We start from the raw sequence: 24,464 nt of genomic DNA on the forward strand, positions 1-24,464 counted from the left end.
TTCATGAGGTTATAAGCAAGCGTTTTCCTGAGATCGGCCAAAAAGTGGCTTCCAATGGTGCCAACTGATGGATTTTTCTAGGTTGGAACGCCTCGGCCGGGGTGACAAGAAACCGGGCCGTGGTGATCACCCCTACGCCGATTTGGTCTGCGGCGCCGCAGGTCGTATAATCCCCGCCTGTATAAATAAACAGGAGTGGTGATGGACGTTTCAACCCTGCTCGACGGGCTCAATGACAAGCAAAGAGACGCGGTGGCGGCCCCCCGTTGCAACCTGCTGGTACTGGCCGGTGCCGGTTCGGGCAAGACCCGGGTGCTGGTGCACCGTATCGCCTGGCTGATGCAGGTGGAACGCTGTTCGCCCTTCTCCATCATCGCGGTGACCTTTACCAACAAGGCGGCGGCCGAGATGCGCGGCCGGGTCGAGAAGGTGATCGGCGACGGCGTGCGCGGCATGTGGATCGGCACCTTCCACGGCATCGCCCACCGATTGCTGCGGGCCCACCATCTGGATGCGGGGCTGCCGCAGGACTTCCAGATCCTCGACTCCGACGACCAGTACCGCCTCATTCGCCGGGTGCTCAAGGCCCTCAACCTCGACGAGAAGCACTGGGCCCCGCGCGCCGTGATGGGCTACATCAACGGCAAGAAGGACGAGGGGCTGCGCCCCGGCGACATCGACCTTTACGGCGACCCCGTCACCCGCACTTATCAGCAGATCTACAAGACCTATCAGGAGACCTGCGATCGCTCCGGGCTGGTGGATTTTGCAGAACTCCTGCTGCGCGCCCACGAGCTGTGGCTGAACAAGCCCCACATCCTCGAGCACTACCGCGATCGCTTCCAGAACATCCTGGTGGACGAGTTTCAGGACACCAACGGCATCCAGTACGCCTGGCTGCGGATGCTGGCGGGCGACAGCGGCAAGGTGATGATCGTCGGCGACGATGACCAGTCCATCTACGGCTGGCGCGGCGCCAAGATAGAGAACATCCAGCGCTTCCTGACCGACTATCAGGGGGCCGAGACCATCCGCCTCGAGCAGAACTACCGCTCCACCGCCAATATCCTCAAGGCCGCCAACTGCGTCATCGCCAACAACGCCGAGCGCCTTGGCAAGGAGCTGTGGACCGAGGGGGCCGAGGGGGAGCCGATCTCGCTCTATGCCGCCTTCAACGAGGTGGACGAGGCCCGCTTCGTGGTCGGCCGTCTCAAGGACTGGAAAGAGAAGGGCGGTCTCTTGGCTGACTGCGCCATCCTCTATCGCTCCAACGCCCAGTCACGGGTGCTGGAAGAGGCGCTGATGCAGGACGCCATGCCCTATCGCATCTACGGCGGCCTGCGCTTCTTCGAGCGCCAGGAAATCAAAGACGCCATGGCCTATTTGCGGCTTATCAACAACCGTGGCGACGACGCCAGCTTCGAGCGGGTGGTCAACACCCCGACCCGCGGCATCGGCGATCGCACCCTCGAAATCCTGCGCAATAACGCCCGCGATCAGGGGCAGAACCTGTGGCAATCGGCCAAGGCACTGCTCAATGACAAGGTGCTGACCGGTCGCGCCGGCAACGCGGTGCGCGGCTTCGTCGAGCTTATCGACTCGCTGGAGGAGCAGGTCTCCCTGCTGCCGCTGCACCAGCAGGCGGATATCGCCATCCAGCACTCCGGCCTCAAGGCCATGTATCTGGCGGAAAAAGGCGAGAAATCCCAGGCGCGGGTAGAGAACCTGGACGAATTGGTCACCGCCTGCCGCCAGTACCAGCGCCCGGACGAGCTGGAGGACATGAGCGATCTCTCCGCCTTCCTCGCCCACGCGGCGCTGGAATCCGGCGAGAATCAGGCGGACGAGTATGCCGACGCGGTGCAGCTGATGACCTTGCACAGCGCCAAGGGGCTGGAGTTCCCGCTGGTGCTGCTGGTCGGCGTCGAAGAGGGCATGTTCCCCAGCCAGCAATCGACCGAGGAGTCGGGCCGCCTGGAAGAGGAGCGCCGCCTCTGTTACGTCGGCATGACCCGCGCCATGGAGAAGCTCTACATCTGTTATGCCGAGAGCCGCCGCATCTACGGCCGCGAGATGTTCCACAAGCCGAGCCGCTTTATCCGCGAGATGCCCGCCGAGTGTCTGGAAGAGATCCGGCTGCGCACCCAGGTCAGCCGCCCCACCCAGTACGGCCGCTTTAGCCAGAACGAGGTGCAGCAGAGCTTCGACGCCAGCGGCATCAAGCTCGGCCAGCGGGTGCTCCATCCAAAATTCGGGGAAGGCATAGTGCTCAACTTCGAAGGGGTCGGCCAGCAGAGCCGGGTGCAGATCCAGTTCGACGACGTCGGCGCCAAGTGGCTGGTGACGGCGTATGCCAGATTGGAAGCGCTGTAACTGCCTATCTAAGGAAAAGGGGATTGCAAACTTCTGCTTGGGCTGGTGGTTTTGGAGAGTGTCAGTAACGTTCTCAGATGCATAGTGAGAAGCTCATTGCCATCTACAAAGCCTGGCTAACTCTTGTGCCCTGTTGGTTTAGGTATGGTACAGTGCGACAAGATGACATAAGTAGCAGTGTATCATTTGGATTAACTATTAAGGTAAGGTGCTGAATGTTAAGTGCTATTGGCATAAGAAATTATAAATCCATTCACAAGTTAGACCTTGACCTAGGTCGGGTGAATTTGTTTATTGGTGAAAATGGCTGTGGTAAAAGTAATGTTTTAGAGGCGCTATGTCTTGCATCGGCTGCTGAGGCTGACAAATTAGACAACAATTTTTTATCTAGCCGAGGAATAAGAGTTACGAGCGCTAAACTTATGCGTTCTAATTTTGATGCGTCTAATTGTGAACGTCCCATAGAGGTCTCCATTAGAGTATCTGAATACAGTGATGAGCAGTTTACATATGTACTAAAAAATGACAACGAACCATATTCAAAGTGGACCTATGATAAGTCTCCTTATCAGACTGAAATGATTCAAAAAATATTTCAAGAAGTCGGTAGAGAAAAAATAAAGGAAATTGGTTTTGAATCCCTTCTTGAATTAATTACAGGGAGACTATCCGAGCAAGAAACACGAAGACCAACCTTGGATTGGTTTTCTAATTTTATCATATATTCACCAGAAAATTCTGCATTAAGAAATTTCTATGAGGAGGGGCAGTTAGAGCCTCTTGGTGTTAATGGCGCTGGTCTTTTAAAACTATTAAAAGTTATCAATGAAACTGATACTGATGCACTATCTGATATAAAAAATGCGTTGAATTTATTTGGTTGGTATCGGAATATATCCATTCCCAACAACTTAAACAAATCAAATGATAAAATTGAAATAACTGATCGGTATATATCATCAATAATAGATCAGCGCAGTGCTAACGAAGGTTTTTTATTTGTTCTTTTTTATGTTGCATTAGTTGTATCTAAGGATACTCCAAAAGTTTTTGCGATTGATAACATAGATGCATCTTTAAACCCCAAATTATGTACGAAGATAATGAGAGTACTTGTTGAATTATCTTCAAAATATAACAAGCAAATATTCCTAACCACTCATAATCCGGCGATTTTAGATGGTCTAGATATTAAAGATCCTCAACAAAAGCTATTTGTTGTATCTAGAAGTAACAAAGGATACACCTTGGTGAAAAATGTACCTGATAAGAAAGAATTTTTGACTTCTGATGGCGAAAATATAAAGTTTTCAGAAGCATTCTTGCGTGGTTATCTTGGCGGTTTACCTAAAGGATTCAACTAGTTATGGATTTTAGTATCGCAGGTGAAGGAGTAACCGATCAAGTTACCATACAGAATGTTCTTTGTGGCTTTTTTGATACGATAGAGGATCTCGAACAGGAGGTTATATTTGTTCAACCTCATCAAGATGCAACAGATGAAGAGGATGTTCGAGGCTATGGAAGTTGGACATCTTTGTTCTCATATTTAAAAGATAAGCGTTTTCGAGATGATGTAGTAAATACAAGTTTCTTGATTATTCAGGTTGATAGTGATGTTTGTGAAGAAATTGGATTTGACGTAAAGAGATCGGCATCTTCAAATTCTGAAGAATTAGTAAGTGCCATTGTTACCAGATTAATATGTCAGATTAACTCAGGTAGCGATGGGTTTTATGATAAGTATAAAGAAAATATTATTTTTGCAGTTTGTGTAGATTCTATAGAGTGCTGGCTATATAAATACTATGAGAATGACAAGCAAAAAGTAAAAAATGATAAGACTCTAAATTGTGCCGCAAGTTTAGAGACTGTCATATTCCGTTTCCATAAAAAACTATCGACTAAAAAATGCGCTAAAGAGTATGATAAATTAAGTAAACCATTTAGGAAAAGGAAGACTTTGCAGATGATCTCTGACGTTGATTCCAGCCTAAAAATTTTTTTAAACAATCTGGAAACAATATCTTATCCCTAATTCTTACAATGCTGCAGGTTCAATTAGCAGGGATTTGAAGGGAATTTGGGATATCCATCTGTACAGATCTAGCCCGTAGCCCGTAGGTTCGATTAGCGAAGCGTAATCGGACGATCGCGTAATCGGACGTTCACAAAGGCATGACCCTTGAGATGTTTACTCCAATCCCTTCAACGCCCCATCCACCGATCCACACCAATCCTGCGGATAGACGCCACTCGCCACATAGCGATGGAAGGTGGAGTAAGGCCAGTCGGCCACCCGGGTGACATGACCATGTTTGAGGGGGTTGATATGGATGTAATCCATATGGTGGCGGTAATCCTGCTCATCCCGGATCAGATGTTCCCAATAATGGCGTTGCCATATACCCCGCTCTCCGTGGCGTAGCCGGGTCTGGCTGCGCCGCTCGGTCACTGGCAAGGCGCGGGAGAAGTGACTTTTGATCAGCCGCCAACGCAGGGGGAAATCGGTGTCCCCTTCCGGCAGAGATAGGATGCAGTGGAGATGGTCGGGCAATACCACCCAGGCGTGAATGGCGAAGGAGTGAGCCTGCTGCACCTTGGCAACGCTGTGACGCAGCAGGTCGATCTGCTCCACCAGCAACCGGTTGTTGCACCGCTCCAGCAGGTTGACGGTAAAGAACCAGGTTCCGCCGGGCCACCATGCCCGCCGCCAGTTGGCCATCCTCTTTCCCTTGTTGAGACCGAAAAGCCAAGCATAGCCTTGCCTCACTTCGATCTGCTTGCAGGCCATGATGACGCGGATGTTCCATTACGCGATCGTCCGATTACGCTTCGCTAATCGAACCTACACGGACAGGAAATATGGGACACCCACCTTTCTGACAGAGGCGTAGCTGGTAAGGCTACGCCCTGTTTGTGAGGTGAAAATATCTGGTCACTTGACCAGCTTGCTCTCCATCACTCCTTGCTTGCCCTCCTCTTCACTGACCTGACTCAGCTTGGAGCGGGCCATCAGCAGGCCCATCTTGACCTCCTGCCAGACGTAGTAGTTTTTGCCCGCCTCGGTGCTGAGGGTCAGGGTGGCATCGTTCTCCGACTTGGAGGTGATGGTGTGACTGCCTGGCGTCACCTGCTTGAGGATATAGGTGTGGGCCACGGTGTCGCCGACCGCCATACCATCCACCAGCAGCGGCATTTTCACCGCCGCACCGAAGGTTTCGTTGCGATAGATATAGAGGTTGGCCGCATCTTTGGGCGCCACAAACTGCTTGGCCTGCGCGTCTGCGGTGGCATCGGCCATGGGAACGGAAGCACAACCGGAAAGCAGCGCCGCCGACAGCAGGGCAGCACTCATCATTATTTGCCTGAACATAGTGTTTGGTTTTAGTGGGTTAACGGGATTTAAAGGTTCGCATGAGGCTTTGTGGCCGGGCAACTACTCAAACCACCGCCGGTGTGACGGGATTCAATATTCCGGCAATTTACCGGCATGGTGCGGCACTTGGCGGTGCAGCGAACCGCGGCATGCCGCTTGTCATTGATGCCTAAATGGATGCTGACGCTACGCAGGCCAGGGACTTAGGTTCGATTACACCTCGCTGATCGAACCTGCACGAGCTGACAGAGGGTATGGCCACTCAGCGTCTGATATCAAACAGGGCCGTCAGTTATTTGAATGCGCTTTTACGCCTGGGTGTTGCATGCTTGCCAGCTCACTCTGGACGGTCTGGAACAAGCTGATCAGGCGCGCTCGATAGGTGTGGTGGGCCAGCACCGTCTGCTGCCCATGGGCGGCGATGGCGGCGCGCTCATCCTCGTGGCTCAGGTAATAGCCACAGATCTCCAGCAGGTCCTGCTTGTCGCGGAAGATCACCAGATCCTTGCCCGGGGTGAAGAGATGATGCAGATCCTCCTTGTCGTTTGTCACCATGAATCCACCGGCGCCAAGAATATCAAACACCCGCATGGGGAGCCCAGACTCGACGAAACTGCGCACCAGATTCAGGTTGATCCTGCTGCGTTGAAACAGGCGTGGCATCGCTTGGTAATGTTCTGCGTATCCGCAATAGCTCTGCGTGTGTGTTGCCCACTCCGGGTTTCCATACACGGCGACCCGTTCAAACCGGGCCGCTAGAGTCTGGATACAGGACACCCTTTCCCGATAGGAGTGTTCGCGCCCCAGCAGATACGCCAGTTTTTCATATTCGTTCAGGTAGGGTAGCCCGCTCAGCGGATACACCTCTTTCACAAGCCGTATATGAGATTCCGTGAGTTGTGCGGTCAGGGGCCGCCCCTTCAGGTGCGCATCGATGTGCCCAATCAACTCTTCCAGCGTTTGCAGCGGGCCGGGGGCCAGCCGTGGCTTGATGTGGGTCTGGTATTCCGGCGGGGTCAGGTTGGCGATGAAGGAGATATCGTGATCATAACCCGGCTCGGCTGGCAGTTGGCGCTGCTCGTTGACGGCGACCGGCAGGTAGTAGACGTTGCCATTGCTCCGCTCCTTGAGCCTGCTTGCGACGGCAAGGTCGTAGACAAACGTGAAGGAAAAGGGGTTGGAGATGGCGTCATGATGCATGCCATAGCAAGGTGTATCGACCACCCAGGCAATGTAGGGCTTGCGCAACGCTTCGGCCGCTTGAGAGAGGAGGGGGTTGAAGTTGATGCTGAAAAGGTAATCAAAATTGAGAAATGGCAGCCTGGTAAACACCTCGGCAGAATAGGCGATGCGAATCACGTTAAACCCCAGCGCCTGGAGCGTGTCCATGCAGTCTCTCGCTATGGTGACATGCTCAAAGCAGAGTACGGTTGCAGCCTGATCCTTCATGTTTGCTCCCCTGTGTCTGGTCATGGAGAGGGGGCGATCATGCAGGCTCCTGCGTCATGTCATTGAGCCCTGTACCCTCGTCATGTCCTGATGACTGTTTTGCTGCCCCATCATGGGATGGGCCTGTTTTTGGCCCTGGCCTCTCGGCTTGTCAGGACAGAGGGGGCGTCAAGGCGACGTTGTCCATGCTGGTCTCAATTGTCCCTGGATAACGCGACAAGGAGTCTCGCACGAGGCTATCTAATCAACAATCACCCAGGCAGGGTGTCAACGAATGACGCATCTTCAGATGCGGGCACCCGTCTAGCTCCCCATATGCCCGATGACGCCTGGTCAATGGAACCAACATGCCGCTCTTGGCTGCAACTCGTAGGCAGAAAAGCGTGTGGGTGTAGGCAAGAGAGTCTGCAGGGCGGCTTTGACCACGCCGCCAGCCAAGGCATACTGCCCCGTCACCAGATGGGAGTCATTGATGTCTACATGGATGCCGACACTGCGCCGGATGGGGCGCTGGTTTTTGCGAAAAACGGCGCTGGCGCTGCTGACCAGCCTGCTGTTTCTGATTTCGTTTACCCTGTTTCAATACGCATCCTGGTGGCCCGCATTGGCCGAGGGGACGCCTGTCCAATGGAGCGGTCTCTCCCCCAGTCATACCTTGGCTGAGCTGACCCCGGCCATGCTGGAGTTCAGCGCCGTACTCGCCTGTGTTTACTTGCCGCTGTTTTTGCTGACACCCCGTCCGCTGTTGTTGCCGCTCTTTGCCGGACTCTGGTTGTGGGAGACCTATGACATCGCCTTTATGACGGCAACCGCGTCGACCTGGCTGCCCCACGAGATCATCTGGACCTTTATCCTGCCCCACACCCACTGGCTGTTGCTCACCCTGCTGGTGCCGCTGCTGCTGATCCGCCAGCTTGGCAGGCGACTATTTGCTGATATATCCGCAACACAGGCGGGGGGCGTCATCCTGGACGACGGACGGTAGCCAGAGGGCTCGATGACGCGATCGTCCGATTCCGCTTCGCTAATCGAACCTACATGCAGGCGGGTTCCAACAGGTAAATGCCTCAAGCTCCCGCCTGTCGGGCTACCTCAGCTGAAACGCCTTGACGATAAATTCGATAAAGAGCCGCACGTTGGGGGACTGCTCCTTGTGGAAGGGGTAGACGGCGAACAGGGCGTGGGGGTCGGGTTGCCAGTCGGGGAACAGTTTCACCAGGGTGCCGTCTGCCAGTTCGTTCGACACGAATTCATCCGGTACCAGGATCACCCCAAGCCCTTGCACCGCCGCCTGTTTGAGGGCAATGCCGTTGTTGGCGGTGAAGCTGGCAGGGCGCACATCCACCGCCAGGCTCTCCTCTGCCCGGCTAAAGCACCACTTGCCGGGGGAGGAGGAGAGGCTGTAGCGCAGGCAGTTGTGCTCTTTGAGATCCTCCGGGTGGGCGGGCTGACCCGCCTCCTTGAGATAGTCAGGTGCTGCGCACAGCACCCGCTGCACCTGGCACAAGGGTTTGGCGCGCAGGGTGGAGTCATCCAGGGTGCCTGCCCCCCGGATCACCACGTCCAGCCCCTGATCCACCAGATCCATGTAGGCGTCGCTCAGGATCACCTCGATGCCGATCGCCGGATAGCGGCGCTGGAACTCGCAGACGAGGGGGTTGAGGCGGATCAGCCCGTAGGACATGGGCATGCCGATCCTCAGCCTGCCCTTGGGGGTGAAGGAGGTGGCCATGATGGACTGGTCGGCGGCCTCCAGGCCGTCCAGCACGGCGCATATCTGGCGGTAATAGGTCATGCCGACTTCGGTGATGCTCAGCCGCCTTGTGGTGCGGTTGATCAGCGCAATGCCGAGATAGGCTTCCAGCTCGTTGATGTTCTTGCTGACCGCTGCCTGTGAGAGGTGCAGGTCATCTGCCGCCGCTCTGAAGGTGCCCATCTCCACCACCCGGCGAAAGACGTTCAGCGCCGTGATCTTGTTCATTCTTCCCCCGATAATTCACCACTGGTAAATGATGGTGCCATCATGGCGCGGTGAATTCACCCAATCCGGATCGCCGGGCGCCAGGAAAGAGAGATATGCAACAAGGGTGGCAGAGCCTTGACCCGACCGCCCGGTGCCGCGCGAAGGCTTATTGCACCTTGCTGGGGGCGGGGGGCAGGCTGATGCCGACATCGGCCCAGGGGTTGGTGCCGAGCAGCTGGGCGTGGGGCACGTCGGCCTGGTAGCGCATGGTGAACTCCCTGGGGCCGTGGGCGAAGGCCACCAGCAGCCCCTGTTTGGCATCCATCAGTCCGGCGTGCATGCCCAGCCCGTGATAGCTGATCCGCACGGCCTTGTCCTCAAGGCCCACCTTGTCGATCTGGAAGCGGGCGATGCTGCCATCTTGCAGGGTAAAGCCCCAGCGGAACGGCCCGCCGCTGACCACCGTCATCACCTCGTCGATATCGGTGCCGTCTTCCGCAGAGTTGACGTGCATGCGGCCATATTTGCCGAGCACGGCGCTGCGGGTGCGCTCGTCCAGCGCCATCAGGTCATAGACCTTGGGGTAGGGGCCGACACCTGTCTCTTCGGTGGCGACGCCACCCCCTTGCACCGCGGGCTCGCGGCCTGCGAGCCTGACCTGCTCCAGCAGCTCCCCCCTGACTCAGGTTGAAGGCTGCAATCAGGGCGCCGTGCTCCGCTTTGGTCAACGCGCGGCGGTGGGAGGCCTCCAGCAGCGGCCTGGCTGCGTCGGGGATGTCGACGCTGACCACGTTGACGCCGATGGGGTTGAGCGCTTTGTTGACCGCCTCGACTCCGGTCACAGCGGGGCGGCCATCGCTGAACTGCACCGAGACCAGATCACCGGCGAAGGTGCTGAAAGAGAGGGTCGAAGCTATGGTGCCGGCCAGCAAAGTAATATGGGTGAGTTTCATACAAGACTCCTCGTTAAGGTTCGAGGAGCAGTCTAGGGCGGTGGAAAGTGCACTGAAATAGCATCAAATGAATATCAAAATTCACTGCTGGTAATCAATCGCATGGAGGACACCATCCTGCCGTCCAGAGCCGCAGGGGCCAAGGTTGATTGACGCATCCTTGCTCGAACCAGCGTAGACACGGGGAACCTAGGGAAGGGAGAGCAGAAACCCGGCCACTGACGGGGCGCGGTGGCCGGGTGAATTGTAAAGAGTAGGGTGACAGGGAAAGGGATCAGCCTAGTCTAATCAACTCGATGGGGGCGTAGCGCTCCCCGGAGTTTGCCAGCAGCACGCACTGCTCGTGCTCGGCCTGATAGGGGGTCAGGTTGTCGGTGTGGGCCTCTTTCAGTACGTCGACGGCGCCGGTGGCGGCGATCATCACCCGCTGACCCGGTGTGAGCGCATTGCGGTTTCGGTCATAGATTTTCATGGCACTCTCCTTTGGTGGTGCCCGGCGACATGCCCGGGCTGCGCGAATCAGCCTACGCCCCTGTAAAAGAGTGATGCATGTCACAGATCAAAAAAGAGCCAAAGAGGGCCTCGGCATATCGGCAGCCGCAGGGGCCGTCCAATCCTGTCGCTGGGCAGCTGGCCGGGCCGGCATTTTGCGGGGGCGGGCTCGAACAAACGGGGGGATACGCTATAGTGGATGCCGCTCGTGCAACCGCCTTCAACCAACCGAGAGCGCATTATGAATAGTGAGATCGCCGCCCAGTTTATCAAGATGCTGACCAACCTCGACCACTGTCTGGCCAAGGCCGAGGCCCATGCCGCCGCCAAGAAGTTCAACGTGGAGAACTTCTTCAATGAGCGGCTCATCGTCGACATGCTGCCGCTGGCCAAGCAGGTGCTGATCTGCTGCGACAGCGCCTGCGCCGTGGTGGCCACCGCCAGCCTGAGCGAGCCGCCGGTGCTGGGGGATGACCCCAAGACCATGGCGGATCTGCGCGCCCATGTGACCAAGACCCTCACCTATCTGCAGAGCAAGCTGGAGGCCGACTTCAGCCAGTATGCGAGCGGCCACTACACCCCCTACTGGGCCGGTGGCAAGGGAATGGACGGCCACACCTGCGTGCACGAGTACGGCATCCCCAACTTCTACTTCCACCTCACCATGACCTATGCCCTGCTGCGCCAGGCCGGGGTCGAGCTCGGCAAGGGGGATTACCTGGGCGCCATCAAGCTGCAATAAGCCACACTCTGGTACGAAAAAGCCTGCCCGCTGGCAGGCTTTTTTTATCCGCGAACGGGGGGCGAGCCAGATCTAGCGGCATGAGCGCTGGCGACGGCTCCGGGCATAAAGGCGTGGTCTTCGGCCCTCGCGCGGTTACAATCCGGCGTCAAAGTAGAAAGGGTAAGAGAAACATGAAGATCCGAGTAATGATGCTGGCGGCCTTGCTGTGCCATGGCGCCGCGCAGGCGCAGGAAAGCGTCGCCGCAAGCTGGCCCGACACCCCCGTCACCCGTCTCAAGGCGCAGGCGCTGCTGCAGACCCTCAATGCCACCCTGCTCAGCAACCCGAGCGCCACCGTCACCCTGCAGAACTGGTGCGCCGACCACCGGATGGCCGGGGAGCCGCGCATCCGCGCCCTGCGTGATCAGGATACCCGCAAACCGGCCGACGCCGCCGTCCGCGAGCAGCTCAAGATCGCGGCCGACGAGCCCGTCGGCTATCGCCGGGTACAGCTCGCCTGCGGCGATCATGTCTTCTCCGAAGCGGACAACTGGTACGTGCAAAGCCGCCTCACTCCCGAGATGAACCGGCTCCTCGACACCAGCGATACCCCGTTTGGCCTGGCCGTCAAGGCGCTGAACTTCAGCCGCCGGACCCTCTCTTCCACCCTGCTGTGGGCGCCCCTGCCGGCCGGTTGGGAGATGCAGATGCCCACCTTTGCCAGCAGTGACCAGCCGCTGGCGATCCCCGAGCGGGTGCTGCAGCATAGGGCCATCCTCTCACGGGGGGATGGCGTGCCGTTCAGCCTGGTGGTCGAGACCTATCGCCGCGATCTCTTCGCCTTCCCGCTGGACAAGGCCCCCGGCCGCTGAGCCCGGATGGTGGTTTGGCGCGCACAGGCCGCCAGCAATAAAAAAGCCTGCCGGCTGGCAGGCTTTTTCGTGGGTGTCACTCAGCCCGGCGGGATCTCCGGCTCCACCAGGGCCGCCAGCTGGGCCAGGGACTCCTGCCAGCCGAGATAGCACATCTCCACCGGGATGGCCGCGGGGATCCCCTCCTGCACGATGACGAGTTCGGTGCCGCACACCACCCCGGTCAGGATCACGGTCACGTGCATCACCCCCGGCAGGTTGGGGTCGTCGAAGCTGTCGGTGTAGCGAATGCGCTTGCCCGGTTCGAGCTCCAGGTATTCGCCGCCAAAGGCGTGGCTGTGGCCGTTGCCGAACTGGGTGAACGCCATCCGGAAGTGGCCGCCGACCCTGGCCTCCAGCTGTTCTACCTGGCAGGTGAAGCCATGGGGTGGCAGCCATTTGGCCAGCGCATCGGCCTCGATAAAGGCCCGGTAGATCCGCATCGGCGGCGCCTTGAGCACCCGATGCAGTCGCACTGTTCCTGTCTTCATCTCTCTTCCTCGTTGCCTTGGGTCCATCAAGGATAGTCGGTTGCGTCCGCTTGCCGACCAGAGTCCGGCCGCGGCGCCCTAGAAGGGGCCGTTGCGCTCGCGCAGCTGGTCGGGCAGGCCGTCGTGGTCCCCCAGCTCGCGCTCGGGTACCGCATCCCAATGCCGCTCACCGATGAAGCGGTTACGCTCGGGGTGCAGGGCGTAGTGGATGTGGTTGTCCGCCCGATCGGTGTCGCCAACGCAGAGCAGCCGCACCAGCTGATCGGTATTGTTGATGAAGGTGTGGGCCAACCCGTCACCCGCCTTGAAGCCGACCGAGTCGCCGGGTTGCAGCCGATGGAGCACGCCGTCGAGCCAGACATCCGGAGTGCCTTCCAGCACGTGGACGAACTCGTCCTCGGTCTCCTCGGCGTGGGGCCAGCTGGTGCGCCGGCCCGGCGGCAGCAGCTCGTGGTGAATGCCGAGACGGGCAAAGCCGTAGTGTCTGCCGAGGGCACTGCCTTGGGAGAGCGGCTCCTCGCTGCCGGAGTAGCGGCCGGGTTCGGGCTTCTGCAGCTCGCGCCAGTGCTTGATGCTGGGGTGACGGGTCATAGTGGTTCCTTTTCTATGGGGATGTGGTCACGGGAAGGGTCATCCTGACTGCCGGAGTGCGGGGAGAACAGCAGAGATTTGCTGGTCAGATGAGCCCCTCTGGCGAGGGGCCCGATGGTCGGGGCTATTTGGCTTTGACGCAAGGCATGGCGGGCAGTTCCCCCTGGGATGCCGGCCGGGTCATCTGGTAGTGGCCGGCGAGATCCCGATAGACGCGGGTATTCCACACCTCGCCGTTGTCGAGCTGGAAGGCGATGTCGTAGTTGATCCCGGAGACCACCTGGCTGCGCACCTCGAGAATGCGCTCCAGCCTGGCGGAGGTGTTCATGCGCGCCAGCACGCTGGCCAGCGCCGCTTCGGCGCCGGCGTTCGGCAACGGCTGACTCTGCCATCCGCCAGCCATGGGGGCGCACTCCTGCTGCTGTGGAGCCATGCTGCAGGCGCTCAGCAGGCCGGCAACCAGAATGGGAAACAGCGCTTTTTTCATATTTTTTCCTCCAGCCAATAAAGTAATGACCTTATCAACATTCGGGCGATAACGCAGCTGTCATGGCTCCAAAAGCCCCCCTTTTGGGGCGGCCAGCCTGTTCAGCGACCCAGGTTGTCGGCCAGCTGCTTGGCGCGGCCGGCGGCCCACTGGTCGATCATCTTTGCCATCTCGCCGGCGGAGATGGGGCTCTCCTTGTGGGTGGTGTCCGGGCTCTCGCGCGCATCCATCACCCGCACCAGCAGCTTGCCGCTTTGGGAGTCGAGCAACTGGGCCATGCTGCCCACCCTGAGCAGATAGGGCTCCTTGCCGATCACCTCGCGGGTGACGTTGATGGCGATCTTGGCGGGCAGCAGATCCCGCAGCTTGGGGTCTGGCCGGGTCAGGTCGAAGTTGGTGATGGCGGCCTGCACCCGCAGCACGCCGGGGCCGGGGGCAGTGGCGATCTTGACGCCGTGGCTCATCAGCTCGCGCTGGAAGGTGGCGTGGTAGTAGCGGCCGATCTCGTTCTGTTCGTTGGCGGTCAGCAGGTACCACTGGCCGTTCTCCTGCCGGATAAACTGGAGCGGATCGAGCAGCACCTCATTGTATTGGCGCAGATCCACACCGGGCTCATTGTAGATGCGCTGGTTGGGGTTGCTTTCACTCTGCTGGAAGGCGGTCAGCGGGATCGCCTGCAGACTGTGGGAGACCTGGTTCTTCACCGTGCAGCCACCCAGCAGAATGGCCACCATGCCCGCGATTACGGCTCTCTTCATCTCTTGCTCCTGATTGCGCTGCTTGTCCGACCCTGGCATCCGCTGCGCAGGGCATGGCAAGAGAGATAACCGATTCAAAGAGCGCCCACAAGGACAGAATGCGGGGTGTTCAGGCAGGGTCCAGCCTGGCGTCGATGGCTATCCGATTGCCGGGACATGACGCCAATACGATGATTTTGTTTCGGATCGGCAATCATTTGATCAAGGTTGCGGATATTGACGCCGTTCGCTCATATAATCGCCGCCATGACACTGATTCGGAAGGATTCGATGACCAGCCTGATGGCCGCCCTGTGGGGGCTGCTCTTCTCCTGCCTGGCCTGGGCGGCACCCGGCCCCTTCGTCACCACGCCCCCTGACGGCACCACCACGACGCAGCCTGCCAGCATGGAGCCGCTGCTCTCCTGGTTTACCGGCGAGTTCTCCAGCCGCGAGCAGGCCAGCTACGACAGCCGCTTTACCAGCGCCGAGCTGCGGCTGGTGGAGATCTGGCCTGGCTACAAGGGCTTTCGCTGGGTCTATGCCGAGCAGTTTCTGACCGAGCGGGCGGTGCGCCCGTTTCGCCAGCGCATCTACCGCTTCTCGCTGGTGCCCGATGGCCGCATCCTGATGGCCGAGCTGACCATGCCGCGAGCCATCGACTTCGCCGGTGCCTGGCGCCGGCCCGAGCTGCTCGACTCCCTCACCCCGCAACAGCTCTCCCTGCGCCAGGGCTGCGAGATCTGGCTGACTCGCCAGCCGTCGGGAGAGTATGCCGGTCACAGCAAGGTGGGCAGCTGCTCCACCAATTTCGGCGGTGCCAGCACCCTGGTGCAATACCTCTGGGTCGGCCCCCACAGCGTGCGACTGCTGGATCGGGCCTATGACACCGAGGCCCATCAGCGCTGGGGCAGCCCGGGGGAGGGCTATGTCTATCTGCGCCGGGTGAAGCAGCGCGGCGAGTAGGCTTGCCCCCTATAGCTGGTGGCGCTGCTCGATCAGGTAGTCGATGAGCAGCCGCAGGCGCAGCGGCAGCGGCTCCCTGGCCGGGTAGAGCAGGTTGACCGGGCGCGGGGCGGGCAGGGCATCCGCCAGGATCTCCTGCAGGGTACCGCGCTCTAGCTCCTCGCTCAGCAGGGCGCGCGGTTGCAGCAGGATGCCGGCGTGGTTGAGGGCGGCCACCTTGAGGGCGCCGCCGTGGTTGCTGATGAAGGGGCTGTCCCACAGGTGCAGCTGTTCGAGGGGAAAGGCCTCGGCCAGGCGTGACTGGCCGAGCCAGGGGCTGAATCCCAGGCAGTGGTGGCTGGTCAGATCCGCCAGCGTGAGGGGAGTGCCGTGGCGTTGCAGATAGTCTGGCGAGGCGCAAAACACCGAGCCCGTGCTGGCCAGTGGCCGGGCTATGTAGCCGGCGTCCTTGGGCTGGCCGATCCGGAAGATGAGGTCGAAGCCGTCGCCGATGACGTCCACCAGCCGATCCGACAGATCCAGCTCGATGCGGATCTGCGGGTAGCGCTCCATGAAGCGGCACAGCAGCGGCGTCAGCCGGTAGCTGCCGAAGGTGACGGGGGCGTTGATGCGGATCCTGCCCGCCGCCTGGCCGGTATTGGCCAGGGTGTTCTGCTCCAGCTCCCGGTAGTGTTGCAGCAGGCTCTGGCAGCCGGCGAGGTACTCCTGGCCCGCCTCGGTCAGGCTCTGGCAACGGGTGTTGCGATTGAGCAGGCGGGAGCCGACCCTGGCCTCCAGCCACTTGATGTACTTGCCGATCATGGCCGGCGTCATCGCGAAGCGCTCCGCCACGGCGGCGAAACTGCCCGCCCGGGCAACCTCGACGAAGATCTCGATGGCGGTCAAGCGGTCCACTCTAAACTCCTGGTTTATAAAGCCCGGCGCCACTATGTCTGGCTGGCGTCGCGGCTGTCAATATACTGGGCGGCAGCCAATCCACGCTGGAATCTCTCTCGATGACGCTAGACTATTACGCCCTCTATCTGCTGCTCGCCATCGGCACCGTGCTGAGCCCGGGGCCCGCCGTGATCTACACCATAGGCAACACCCTGACCCGGGGCGCCCGCCATGCCATCGCCGGTTTTTGCGGGGTGGCGGTGGGCATCCTGCTGGTGGCGAGCCTGGCCTCGCTGGCGGTGCTCTGGTTCACCCGCTGGCTGGCCGCGGGCCAGCAGATCCTCACCCTGGGCGGCGCGCTCTATCTGCTCTATCTGGGGCTCAACTCCTGGCGCCAGCGGGCGGTGAGCCCGGTGCCGGGGGCCGGGCCGGATCGGGATTGCCGCCGCAGCTTCATCAAGGGGGCGCTCATCAGCCTGCTCAACCCCAAGGCGATCATCTTCTTCACCAGCCTGTTCCCCCAGTTCATCGACTTTCAACACGGGGCGCTGGGTCAGTGCATGCTGCTGGCAGTCACCTTCAGCGCCGTGGTGCTGGTGGTGCATGGCGGCTACTGCCTGTTGTTCCACTGGGTGGGGGCGCAAGGCTATGGCGAACGCTTCGCCAGGGGGATCAACCGGCTGTCGGCGGTGATGTTCACCGGCTTCGCCCTGTTGCTGCTGTTCAAGGGGTTGAGATAGGGGAATAACCCGGCAGCGAGCGTCCTGCATGGGGTGAGCAGAAGAAATAAGATTCCATCGGCGCTCTTTATGCCGCATGCTTCCCGGTTCAGGGGGTGGGGCAAGGATAATCAGGACCCCAACTGACATGGTCGAGGTGATGCCCATGGCATGGCCTTTCAACAAGGTTGGCAGCATGTCTTATTACGAACACGAGGTGGTCGGTCATCCCGACGTCGAATTGGGGTTGTGTGGCGAGCGTCAGGTGCGTTACCGGATCCATGGGGCCGAGCAGGCCAGCGGTGGTCTGGTGGTCTATATCCCGGGCTTTGGCGGTGATCTGGGGGCCTACAGCCAGGTATTCTGCGAAAAGGTGGCCGCGCAGCACGGCATGGCGGCGCTTTGTGTCGACTATTTCTGCATGCGATCGCGCCCGGCAGTGGGGGCGGTCATCTCCTTGCTGCCTGATGAGCGTGCGCGCGCACTCGCCCTGTTGAGGTTGCCCGCCACGACGTCCGATGCCGCACTGCTGCGTGCGCTGGACACCTTGCAACCGGCGGCGCCACTGCGCTTTCACGGCTTGCTGATACCGCCCGATGGGGCCTACCAGAACTTCGGGGTAATGGCCGCCCTCGATATCCTCAATGCCGTTGAAGATGCGATGCTCCGTTACGGCGGCAATCGCGACAACCTGATACTGGTCGGCTCCTCTTACGGCGGCTATCTGGCGCAGCTGGTCAACAAGTTTCGCCCCGGCTATGTCCGCGCCCTGCTTGACAACTCCTCCTGGGCCGAGCCCAACCTGGCCTATGTAGTGGGACGGGACATAGGTGCGGTGGAGTACCAGTGCAGCCTGCAAGGGGGGGTGGAGCTGGCGCTGTGCGTGGATTCCCCCTGGCGGATGGTGGCCGGGCACCCGCACGAGTTCGATGTGGATGCCTTCATCATCCGGGCATTCAGTGCCTCCCAGCTCGATCAGATGGCCGCACAGGGAGGTACGCAGACCTTCTGCCTGATGGTGCACGCCATTCATGACGCCATCGCCCCTGCCGATGCCAAACTAGCCATGGCGCGCGCCATGCTGGCGCGGGGTTTCAATGCCGAGTTGATCCTGTTCGACGAGTCGAGTATCGATGGCGAGTTCATCCGCAACATGGAGCACGGCATGGGTCTCTCCATGCTGCAGTTCTTCGAACAGGGGCTGGCGCTGCTGGCCGAACGCTCTCCCTCCTTCGTGGCCACTCACGCCACCGAGGTGACCCTGCATGCCGGCCACTCGCTCTATCACCTGAACTTTGCACACCCGCAGGTGCGGCTGCAACGCCAGCGGATCGAGGGCATGGCACCCACCTGACATTGCTGCCGGGATGGGGTGTTTGCCGAAACAACAACGGGGGCCTGGCCCCCGTTGTTGTTATCGATGATATGCGGTTCAGAGCCTGAACAGCGGGCGCAGGCGAATGCCGATCAGGCTGCCGGCGAGGGCCATCAGCATCCAGACCCAGCCGTGCAGGCTGCCCGACGCCGTGCCGTCGAAGAAGCCGCCAAGGTTGCAGGCGCTGTACATGGCGCCCATCCCCATCAGCAGGCCGCCGAGGATGGAGGCCAGGCTGTTGCCAAGCCGCATCGGGGCGAATTGGCCGCCACCGCTGATGCAGCGCGCCAGCATGGCCCCCAGGATCCCCAGCCAGAACATGCCGACCATGGGGTTGATGAAGAGCGGCTGGGCCAGCTTGGGGTGTCCCTCGAACAGACCGAACAGGGAGGCACCGCGCAGCGCCATGTCATAGACGGCGCCGGTGATGGTCCAGGCCGAGCCGTGCAGGGCGACCACGCTGGAGTTGAGCACGGCGATGATGATGCCGCCGGTCAGCACGGTGAAGCGGCCATCGCGCCAGAACAGGTTGCCGCCGCTGAAGAGGGGCTTGAGCTCACCGGTGCGCTTGAGTTCGCTCTTGCGAAACAGCAGGAACAGCGCGGCGACCAGCGCCAGGTTGAGCAGCATGCCGCTCCAGATATTGCCGGTCAGGTCTTTTGCCAGCACGACATGGCTGGAGAAGGTGGCCTCCAGTTCGGGGCGGAACTGGTTGCTGATCAGGGTGCCGATGCCGTAGCAGAGCAGCACCAGCCAGAAGCGGGGTTGTCCCTCGCCGCAGCAGTAAAGGGTGCCGGTGGCGCAGACGCCCGCCAGCTGCATGCCGATGCCGAACAGGAAGGCGCCGACGATGAAGGGAATGCCGATGGCCATCACGTTGCCCACCATGGCATCGCCAAACAGGGCGTGGCTAAAGGAGAGGAAGCAGGTGAACAGCAGAATTTCGATGGCGATGGTGAGCAGGTGAACCCGCACGTAGTAGCTGTTGCGCTTGGTCAGCATCTCGCGCCAACCGAACACGATGCCGAAGCGGCTGAAGGAGAGGGTGAAGCCGAAGCCGAATCCGATCAGGGCCATCAGAGCCCATTTCATACCAAAGGTGTTGCCGAGCCAGAGTAACGCTCCCCCCGCGATTGCCACGATGGGGAGCGACCATTTTCGATTCATGCCTGTTGTTTCCTGTGCGTCATGGATGGAAGCCGTGCATCCTATTCCCACATTGAGTCCGATTCCAGCCCGGATCCGGTGGATGGCCGGAAAATTCGGGCAAAACCCCATCCAGATCAATTAACCCTGTGTTGCAGAGCGAAATGAGGATGAATCCGTTTTCGCGCAATAATTAATATCTCTGCCGTCTTGAATTGGAATTTGATGACGAAAGATGAATTTATATTTTGCGCCACCCAATATTTCTGGGTAGAATCTTGGCGTGTTATCAACAGGTGGAAGGATATTATGGACAGCGACAGTTGTAGCCGATTGCACAGCGCGATGTGGGCTAATCAGAACTGAGGTTGATATCCCTTCTTCTCCCTCACTCTGATCGCTCAGAGTGTGGCATCTAGCGAGTCATCCCGACTCTTGCAACCCAGTCCCGCCGGGATCTGCGTTGTTCCCCGGATTGTTCCACTCCCTCTGCGAGCCATGCCGCCTCGCGCCCCAGCAATTGCACGCCTTGTCACGCGAGCCCTTGGTAATGGGCACGTGTCTGCTCGTCATGGCCGCTCGAAGGTTTCTTTGTGAGCATGGTCAGCCAGGCTGGCGTGAAATAACAGGATGAACCGTGTGTATTGAAGACAATGTTGTTTTCGATAGGACGGGTTGCGAATTTAAATAATGAAGGCGTCTGTCATATATATATTCAAAATATGCCTTGGCGATTTTGAAATATATTCATGGGGTGCGGTTGTTTCCCTGCTGAACCGGCCCATGAGCTGCCGCTCGTTATTGTTCGACCATCATGCCGTTATGGTTGCCTGCCGTTATCCTGATCTTCTTTGTGCAATGAGTCGCCGTCGTCGCGATTCATGCCCTGTCGATAATGCGCGCCGCGCGGATCTGCCCGCCGGCGATGACCAGCTGCGCCCTCGAGATGCCGGGCCGGCTTGCTGCAGTCCAACTCGGAGGAACCGCCATGACCGAAGAGCCCAAACCTAGACCCTCGGGGTCCACGCCAGCCCACTCCTGATCCCTGCGGGACGGGATGCGGTGTCCTGACCCCCGATCCGACCTGACCATGCCGGTTGGCACGACGGCAGACATTTGTCTGACGGGCCGCCCTGCGCGCGGCGATTGACCGTGCCGGCACAGTGTTGGGTTCACAGCCTTCGATTTCAGTACTGACGCCAGGCCCGGCCCGCGACAGCGCCCGCTTGCGCGTAAAAATCAGGATAAAGAGTCATGAAGCAACAACATACCGCCAGCCGGCACAAGCAGAGAGGGTTCGTCGCCCCGGGCAGCCAGAAGGAGAAGCTCTCCTCCCGGGTGCTCGACGAGGCCGACAAGTCCCTCGAGTACACCCTCACCGCCGTGCGCGGCAACATCGATGGCCTCACCGCGACCGAGGCCGCCAACCGCCTGATCCAGTTCGGTCCCAACGAGGTGACCCACGACAAGCCACCCCATGCGCTGATCCAGCTGCTGCAGGCGTTCAAGAACCCCTTCGTGATGGTGCTGATCGTGCTCGGGCTGGTCAGCTACGTGATGGACGTGCTGATGGCCGAGCCGGGCGACGAGGACTGGGTCAAGGTGATCATCCTCGGCGTCATGGTGGGCCTGAGCGGTCTGCTGCGTTTCTGGCAGGAGTACCGCTCCGCCAAGGCGGCCGAGGCGCTCAAGTCACTGGTGCGCAACACCGCCACCGTGCAGCGTCGCCCCTCGCCCGGGGTCGCCCCCCAGCGCAAGGAGGTGGCGATGACCGATCTGGTGGCCGGTGACATAGTGCACCTGCAGGCGGGGGACATGATCCCGGCCGACATCAAGCTGATCGAATCGCGCGATCTCTTCATCAGCCAGGCGGTGCTGACCGGCGAAGCGCTGCCGGTGGAGAAGTACGACACCCTGGGTGCCGTGGCCGGCAAGTCGGCGGACGGCACCGGCGCAGGAGAGGCAGGATTGCTCGATCTGCCCAACATCTGCTTCATGGGCACCAACGTGGTGAGCGGTACCGCCCGCGCCGTGGTGGTGGCCACCGGCAGCGACACCTATTTCGGTTCGCTGGCCCGCAACGTGGTGAGCCACAAGCGCATCGAGACCAGCTTCGATCGCGGCGTGAACAGCGTCACCAGGCTGCTGATCCGCTTCATGCTGGTGATGGTGCCCATCGTCTTCATGCTGAGCGGGGTCAGCAGCGGTGACTGGATGTCGGCGCTCACCTTCGCGCTGGCGGTGGCGGTGGGGCTCACCCCCGAGATGCTGCCGATGATTGTCTCCGCCAACCTGGCGCGCGGCGCGGTGGCCATGGCCAAGCGCAAGGTGGTGGTGAAGCGGCTCAACTCGGTGCAGAACTTCGGTGCCATGGATGTGCTCTGCACCGACAAGACCGGCACCCTGACCCAGGACAAGATCATCCTCGAGCACCACTACGACGTGCGTGGCAACCGGGACGACCGGATCCTGCAGTTGGCCTGGCTCAACAGCTTTCACCAGAGCGGCATGAAGAACCTGATGGACATCGCGGTGGTCGAGCACGCCGATGCGCTGGGGGAGAGCTGCAAGCCGGCCAACTACCGCAAGGTGGACGAACTGCCGTTCGATTTCGTGCGCCGGCGCCTGTCGGTGATCGTGCAGGACGATCTGGGCCAGCAGCTGATGGTCTCCAAGGGGGCGGTGGAAGAGATGCTGGCCGTCTCCAGCCACATTGCGGATGGCCAGGAGATGCGGGAGCTGACCGATGCCGATCGCCGTGCCCTGCTGCGCCAGAGCGAGGAGTTCAACGCAGAGGGCTATCGGGTGCTGATCGTGGCGACCCGCGAGATCCCGGCTGACGAGTGCAAGCAGAGCTATCAGACCCGCGACGAGGCCAAGCTGGTGGTACGCGGCTTCCTCACCTTCTTCGATCCGCCCAAGGATTCGGCCGCGCCGGCCATCCGTGCGCTGAACGAGTACGGGGTGGCGGTCAAGGTGCTGACCGGCGACAACCCCATCATCACCAGCAAGGTGTGTCGTGATGTGGGGCTGGCGCCCGGCGTGCCGCTGCTCGGCAAGGATATCGAGGGGATGGACGATGTGGCGCTGTGCGAGGCGGTCAAGCAGACCACCATCTTCGCCAAACTCACCCCACTGCAGAAGTCGCGGGTGGTGAAGGCGCTGCAAGCCAACGGCAATACCGTCGGTTTCCTCGGTGACGGCATCAACGATGCGCCGGCGCTGCGGGATGCAGACGTGGGGATCTCGGTGGACAGCGGTGCCGACATCGCCAAGGAGACCGCCGACATCATCCTGCTGGAGAAGAGCCTGATGGTGCTGGAGGAGGGGGTGATCAAGGGGCGCGAGACCTTTGGCAATATCTTGAAGTACCTCAACATGACCGCCAGCTCCAACTTCGGCAACGTCTTCTCGGTGCTGGTGGCCTCCGCCTGGCTGCCCTGGGCGCCCATGCTGGCGATGCAGATGCTGATCCAGAACCTGGTGTACGACGTCTCCCAGATGCTGCTGCCGTGGGACAAGATGGACCCCGAGTTCCTCAAGCGGCCGCGCAAGTGGGAGGCGAGCAACATCAAGCGCTTCATGCTGTGGCTCGGCCCGACCTCCTCGGTGTTCGACATCAGCACCTACTGCCTGATGTGGTTCGTGTTCGGCGCCGGCGCCCTCTATGCCACCGCCAACGGCAGCATGGATCCGCTGGTCAACGGTCAGGCCATCATGAACTCCGGCTGGTTCATCGAGGGACTGGTGTCGCAGACCCTGGTGGTGCACATGCTGCGTACCCGCAAGATCCCCTTCCTGCAGAGTACCGCCACCCTGCCGGTGCTGCTCTCCACCTCGATCGCCATCGCCATCGGCTGCTACCTGCCGTTCTCGCCGCTGGCTGAACACTTCGGCTTCATCACTCTGGATGGGCCCAAGTACTTCATGTGGCTGGTGATCACCATGCTGGCCTACATGGGGCTGACCCAGACCGTCAAGACCCTCTATATCAAGCGCCACGGTCAGTGGTTCTGATGAAGGGCCAGTGAGAGGGCCGGTTACCCGGCTAGGAGCAATGAACGCAAAGAGGGATGGCCCGGGCCATCCCTCTTTTTCATGGCGGCAAAACAGATGTCAGTGCAGGACCAGGGCAGAGGCCTCGCCGGCCATGCCGGTCAGGATGGAGAGGCTGACGGCGCCGAACAGCAGGCCGGTGACCAGGTTGAGCGGACGCTGCACGCGGCCGAGCAGGTGCTGGGCGCGAACGGTGGAGAGGCTCCAGGCCAGCACGCCGAACCAGGCCAGCGAGAGCAGGAACAGCTCCAGCACCAGCAGGCCGCGGGTCAGGCCGTCCACCTGGGGCGTCACCATGGCGGCCAGCAGCCCCATGAAGAACAGCAACGCCTTGGGGTTGAGCAGGTTGGTGGCAATGCCGCGCTGCACCCCCTTGCGCCAACCCTGCGCCTCGCCGCCGGCGTGCAGGGCGAGCTTGGCCGAGCTGCGCCAGGCCGCCTTCAGCGCCCCCCAGCCAAGCCAGCCCAGATAGAGGGCGCCGACCACCTTCACCGTCATGAACAGCCAGGGGTGTTCGGCAATCAGCAGGCTGATGCCGGTGAGGCTGAGGGTGGCATGTACCACAATCGCCAAGGCGATGCCCAGCGCCGCCCCGAGGGCGGTGGGCCTGTGCAGGCTGGTGCGCAGGATCAGCGCGAAGTCCGGGCCCGGGCTCGCCAGGGCGATGAGGTGGATGAGACCTATGGTCAGAAACAGGCTGGTGAACATGGAAACCTCTGCGACAGTATCGAGTTCACAGCATGGCGGATCGCGAAGGCGCAGGATTGTAAAAGATT

At 60.1% G+C, this 24,464-nt stretch carries 22 protein-coding genes and 1 pseudogene; 10 read left to right on the plus strand and 13 right to left on the minus strand.

Annotated elements, in window-relative coordinates; genetic code table 11:
• The first annotated feature begins 201 nt into the window (after window positions 1-201).
• The 3 genes from uvrD (at window position 202) to AB5Y81_RS09785 (ending at window position 4,411) form a co-directional block, all read left to right on the plus strand.
• Window positions 202-2,373, plus strand: coding sequence for a DNA helicase II (gene uvrD, locus AB5Y81_RS09775; RefSeq protein WP_279485033.1), 2,172 nt, complete (start codon window positions 202-204; stop codon window positions 2,371-2,373).
• A 215-nt stretch (window positions 2,374-2,588) separates the two neighbouring features.
• A complete protein-coding gene (locus tag AB5Y81_RS09780) occupies window positions 2,589-3,737 on the plus strand; it encodes an AAA family ATPase (RefSeq protein ID WP_279485032.1) in 1,149 nt (382 codons plus the stop codon).
• A 2-nt stretch (window positions 3,738-3,739) separates the two neighbouring features.
• The gene (locus tag AB5Y81_RS09785; RefSeq protein WP_279485031.1) at window positions 3,740-4,411 is read left to right on the plus strand and encodes a hypothetical protein; all 672 of its coding nucleotides are present in this window, start codon (window positions 3,740-3,742) and stop codon (window positions 4,409-4,411) included.
• 156 nt (window positions 4,412-4,567) lie between these two features.
• On the opposite strand, the gene AB5Y81_RS09790 is transcribed toward AB5Y81_RS09785, so the two are convergent.
• The 3 genes from AB5Y81_RS09790 to AB5Y81_RS09800 form a co-directional block, all read right to left on the minus strand.
• Window positions 4,568-5,098 carry a transposase gene (locus AB5Y81_RS09790; protein WP_368146634.1) on the minus strand — a complete coding sequence of 177 codons (531 nt, stop codon included), beginning with the start codon at window positions 5,096-5,098 and terminating at the stop codon, window positions 4,568-4,570.
• Window positions 5,099-5,311: 213 nt separating this feature from the next.
• Window positions 5,312-5,749, minus strand: a complete 438-nt coding sequence (locus tag AB5Y81_RS09795) for a DUF2846 domain-containing protein (RefSeq protein ID WP_017788673.1) — start codon at window positions 5,747-5,749, stop codon at window positions 5,312-5,314.
• 291 nt (window positions 5,750-6,040) lie between these two features.
• Window positions 6,041-7,201 (minus strand): glycosyltransferase, encoded by a 1,161-nt coding sequence (locus AB5Y81_RS09800; RefSeq protein ID WP_123247056.1) that lies wholly within the window; start codon window positions 7,199-7,201, stop codon window positions 6,041-6,043.
• Window positions 7,202-7,703: 502 nt separating this feature from the next.
• Between AB5Y81_RS09800 and AB5Y81_RS09805 the strand changes: the two genes are divergently transcribed.
• Complete coding sequence (locus tag AB5Y81_RS09805) at window positions 7,704-8,186, plus strand: hypothetical protein (RefSeq protein ID WP_279485516.1); 483 nt, start codon at window positions 7,704-7,706, stop codon at window positions 8,184-8,186.
• A 102-nt stretch (window positions 8,187-8,288) separates the two neighbouring features.
• On the opposite strand, the gene AB5Y81_RS09810 is transcribed toward AB5Y81_RS09805, so the two are convergent.
• The 3 genes and pseudogenes from AB5Y81_RS09810 to ydfZ all read right to left on the minus strand — a co-directional run bounded on the left by AB5Y81_RS09810 (window position 8,289) and on the right by ydfZ (window position 10,589).
• The gene (locus tag AB5Y81_RS09810) at window positions 8,289-9,182 is read right to left on the minus strand and encodes a LysR family transcriptional regulator (protein ID WP_123247058.1); all 894 of its coding nucleotides are present in this window, start codon (window positions 9,180-9,182) and stop codon (window positions 8,289-8,291) included.
• A 148-nt stretch (window positions 9,183-9,330) separates the two neighbouring features.
• Window positions 9,331-10,117: pseudogene (locus AB5Y81_RS09815) on the minus strand (hypothetical protein).
• A gap of 274 nt (window positions 10,118-10,391) precedes the next feature.
• On the minus strand, window positions 10,392-10,589 hold the full coding sequence (ydfZ, locus tag AB5Y81_RS09820) for a putative selenium delivery protein YdfZ (RefSeq protein ID WP_024941499.1): 198 nt from the start codon (window positions 10,587-10,589) through the stop codon (window positions 10,392-10,394).
• A 261-nt stretch (window positions 10,590-10,850) separates the two neighbouring features.
• Here ydfZ and AB5Y81_RS09825 point away from each other — a divergent pair, with 261 nt between their 5' ends.
• The gene (locus AB5Y81_RS09825; RefSeq protein WP_279485027.1) at window positions 10,851-11,351 is read left to right on the plus strand and encodes a DUF1993 domain-containing protein; all 501 of its coding nucleotides are present in this window, start codon (window positions 10,851-10,853) and stop codon (window positions 11,349-11,351) included.
• Between the two features lie 188 nt (window positions 11,352-11,539).
• Window positions 11,540-12,205 carry a hypothetical protein gene (locus AB5Y81_RS09830; protein WP_341536320.1) on the plus strand — a complete coding sequence of 222 codons (666 nt, stop codon included), beginning with the start codon at window positions 11,540-11,542 and terminating at the stop codon, window positions 12,203-12,205.
• Window positions 12,206-12,285: 80 nt separating this feature from the next.
• On the opposite strand, the gene AB5Y81_RS09835 is transcribed toward AB5Y81_RS09830, so the two are convergent.
• The 4 genes from AB5Y81_RS09835 to AB5Y81_RS09850 all read right to left on the minus strand — a co-directional run bounded on the left by AB5Y81_RS09835 (window position 12,286) and on the right by AB5Y81_RS09850 (window position 14,571).
• Window positions 12,286-12,735 (minus strand): SRPBCC family protein, encoded by a 450-nt coding sequence (locus AB5Y81_RS09835; RefSeq protein ID WP_005307686.1) that lies wholly within the window; start codon window positions 12,733-12,735, stop codon window positions 12,286-12,288.
• A 78-nt stretch (window positions 12,736-12,813) separates the two neighbouring features.
• Window positions 12,814-13,326: a cupin domain-containing protein gene (locus tag AB5Y81_RS09840; RefSeq protein WP_279485025.1), complete on the minus strand. Its 513-nt coding sequence runs from the start codon at window positions 13,324-13,326 to the stop codon at window positions 12,814-12,816.
• Window positions 13,327-13,450: 124 nt separating this feature from the next.
• Window positions 13,451-13,813 carry a cystatin domain-containing protein gene (locus AB5Y81_RS09845; protein WP_258120401.1) on the minus strand — a complete coding sequence of 121 codons (363 nt, stop codon included), beginning with the start codon at window positions 13,811-13,813 and terminating at the stop codon, window positions 13,451-13,453.
• 101 nt (window positions 13,814-13,914) lie between these two features.
• Window positions 13,915-14,571 (minus strand): DUF3313 domain-containing protein, encoded by a 657-nt coding sequence (locus tag AB5Y81_RS09850; RefSeq protein WP_279485024.1) that lies wholly within the window; start codon window positions 14,569-14,571, stop codon window positions 13,915-13,917.
• A 270-nt stretch (window positions 14,572-14,841) separates the two neighbouring features.
• Here AB5Y81_RS09850 and AB5Y81_RS09855 point away from each other — a divergent pair, with 270 nt between their 5' ends.
• The gene (locus tag AB5Y81_RS09855; protein ID WP_279485023.1) at window positions 14,842-15,516 is read left to right on the plus strand and encodes a chromophore lyase CpcT/CpeT; all 675 of its coding nucleotides are present in this window, start codon (window positions 14,842-14,844) and stop codon (window positions 15,514-15,516) included.
• Window positions 15,517-15,525: 9 nt separating this feature from the next.
• On the opposite strand, the gene AB5Y81_RS09860 is transcribed toward AB5Y81_RS09855, so the two are convergent.
• Window positions 15,526-16,410: a LysR family transcriptional regulator gene (locus tag AB5Y81_RS09860; RefSeq protein ID WP_279485022.1), complete on the minus strand. Its 885-nt coding sequence runs from the start codon at window positions 16,408-16,410 to the stop codon at window positions 15,526-15,528.
• Between the two features lie 101 nt (window positions 16,411-16,511).
• On the opposite strand from AB5Y81_RS09860, the gene AB5Y81_RS09865 reads away from it, so the two are divergent.
• Window positions 16,512-17,132: a LysE family translocator gene (locus AB5Y81_RS09865; protein WP_279485021.1), complete on the plus strand. Its 621-nt coding sequence runs from the start codon at window positions 16,512-16,514 to the stop codon at window positions 17,130-17,132.
• 127 nt (window positions 17,133-17,259) lie between these two features.
• Window positions 17,260-18,465, plus strand: a complete 1,206-nt coding sequence (locus AB5Y81_RS09870) for a DUF2920 family protein (RefSeq protein ID WP_341536315.1) — start codon at window positions 17,260-17,262, stop codon at window positions 18,463-18,465.
• Between the two features lie 78 nt (window positions 18,466-18,543).
• Here AB5Y81_RS09870 and AB5Y81_RS09875 read toward each other — a convergent pair whose 3' ends face one another.
• Entirely contained in the window at window positions 18,544-19,653 is a 1,110-nt protein-coding gene (locus AB5Y81_RS09875; protein ID WP_181969507.1) for a YeeE/YedE thiosulfate transporter family protein, read from the minus strand.
• Between the two features lie 1,233 nt (window positions 19,654-20,886).
• Between AB5Y81_RS09875 and mgtA the strand changes: the two genes are divergently transcribed.
• On the plus strand, window positions 20,887-23,649 hold the full coding sequence (gene mgtA, locus AB5Y81_RS09880; RefSeq protein ID WP_279485019.1) for a magnesium-translocating P-type ATPase: 2,763 nt from the start codon (window positions 20,887-20,889) through the stop codon (window positions 23,647-23,649).
• Between the two features lie 99 nt (window positions 23,650-23,748).
• On the opposite strand, the gene AB5Y81_RS09885 is transcribed toward mgtA, so the two are convergent.
• The gene (locus AB5Y81_RS09885) at window positions 23,749-24,396 is read right to left on the minus strand and encodes a LysE family translocator (RefSeq protein ID WP_279485018.1); all 648 of its coding nucleotides are present in this window, start codon (window positions 24,394-24,396) and stop codon (window positions 23,749-23,751) included.
• Window positions 24,397-24,464: the final 68 nt, after the last annotated feature.

It is taken from the genome of Aeromonas sp. s2, from assembly GCF_040907935.1.
Lineage (GTDB): Bacteria > Pseudomonadota > Gammaproteobacteria > Enterobacterales > Aeromonadaceae > Aeromonas > Aeromonas dhakensis.

What these genes read in the sequence shown, in the direction of transcription:
- uvrD (WP_279485033.1), top strand. Translation starts at nt 202, where the DNA reads ATGGACGTTTCAACCCTGCTCGACGGGCTCAATGACAAGCAAAGAGAC.
- AB5Y81_RS09780 (WP_279485032.1), top strand. Translation starts at nt 2,589, where the DNA reads ATGTTAAGTGCTATTGGCATAAGAAATTATAAATCCATTCACAAGTTA.
- AB5Y81_RS09785 (WP_279485031.1), top strand. Translation starts at nt 3,740, where the DNA reads ATGGATTTTAGTATCGCAGGTGAAGGAGTAACCGATCAAGTTACCATA.
- AB5Y81_RS09790 (WP_368146634.1), bottom strand. Translation starts at nt 5,098, where the DNA reads ATGGCCAACTGGCGGCGGGCATGGTGGCCCGGCGGAACCTGGTTCTTT.
- AB5Y81_RS09795 (WP_017788673.1), bottom strand. Translation starts at nt 5,749, where the DNA reads ATGTTCAGGCAAATAATGATGAGTGCTGCCCTGCTGTCGGCGGCGCTG.
- AB5Y81_RS09800 (WP_123247056.1), bottom strand. Translation starts at nt 7,201, where the DNA reads ATGAAGGATCAGGCTGCAACCGTACTCTGCTTTGAGCATGTCACCATA.
- AB5Y81_RS09805 (WP_279485516.1), top strand. Translation starts at nt 7,704, where the DNA reads ATGGGGCGCTGGTTTTTGCGAAAAACGGCGCTGGCGCTGCTGACCAGC.
- AB5Y81_RS09810 (WP_123247058.1), bottom strand. Translation starts at nt 9,182, where the DNA reads ATGAACAAGATCACGGCGCTGAACGTCTTTCGCCGGGTGGTGGAGATG.
- ydfZ (WP_024941499.1), bottom strand. Translation starts at nt 10,589, where the DNA reads ATGAAAATCTATGACCGAAACCGCAATGCGCTCACACCGGGTCAGCGG.
- AB5Y81_RS09825 (WP_279485027.1), top strand. Translation starts at nt 10,851, where the DNA reads ATGAATAGTGAGATCGCCGCCCAGTTTATCAAGATGCTGACCAACCTC.
- AB5Y81_RS09830 (WP_341536320.1), top strand. Translation starts at nt 11,540, where the DNA reads ATGATGCTGGCGGCCTTGCTGTGCCATGGCGCCGCGCAGGCGCAGGAA.
- AB5Y81_RS09835 (WP_005307686.1), bottom strand. Translation starts at nt 12,735, where the DNA reads ATGAAGACAGGAACAGTGCGACTGCATCGGGTGCTCAAGGCGCCGCCG.
- AB5Y81_RS09840 (WP_279485025.1), bottom strand. Translation starts at nt 13,326, where the DNA reads ATGACCCGTCACCCCAGCATCAAGCACTGGCGCGAGCTGCAGAAGCCC.
- AB5Y81_RS09845 (WP_258120401.1), bottom strand. Translation starts at nt 13,813, where the DNA reads ATGAAAAAAGCGCTGTTTCCCATTCTGGTTGCCGGCCTGCTGAGCGCC.
- AB5Y81_RS09850 (WP_279485024.1), bottom strand. Translation starts at nt 14,571, where the DNA reads ATGAAGAGAGCCGTAATCGCGGGCATGGTGGCCATTCTGCTGGGTGGC.
- AB5Y81_RS09855 (WP_279485023.1), top strand. Translation starts at nt 14,842, where the DNA reads ATGACCAGCCTGATGGCCGCCCTGTGGGGGCTGCTCTTCTCCTGCCTG.
- AB5Y81_RS09865 (WP_279485021.1), top strand. Translation starts at nt 16,512, where the DNA reads ATGACGCTAGACTATTACGCCCTCTATCTGCTGCTCGCCATCGGCACC.
- AB5Y81_RS09870 (WP_341536315.1), top strand. Translation starts at nt 17,260, where the DNA reads ATGGTCGAGGTGATGCCCATGGCATGGCCTTTCAACAAGGTTGGCAGC.
- AB5Y81_RS09875 (WP_181969507.1), bottom strand. Translation starts at nt 19,653, where the DNA reads ATGAATCGAAAATGGTCGCTCCCCATCGTGGCAATCGCGGGGGGAGCG.
- mgtA (WP_279485019.1), top strand. Translation starts at nt 20,887, where the DNA reads ATGAAGCAACAACATACCGCCAGCCGGCACAAGCAGAGAGGGTTCGTC.
- AB5Y81_RS09885 (WP_279485018.1), bottom strand. Translation starts at nt 24,396, where the DNA reads ATGTTCACCAGCCTGTTTCTGACCATAGGTCTCATCCACCTCATCGCC.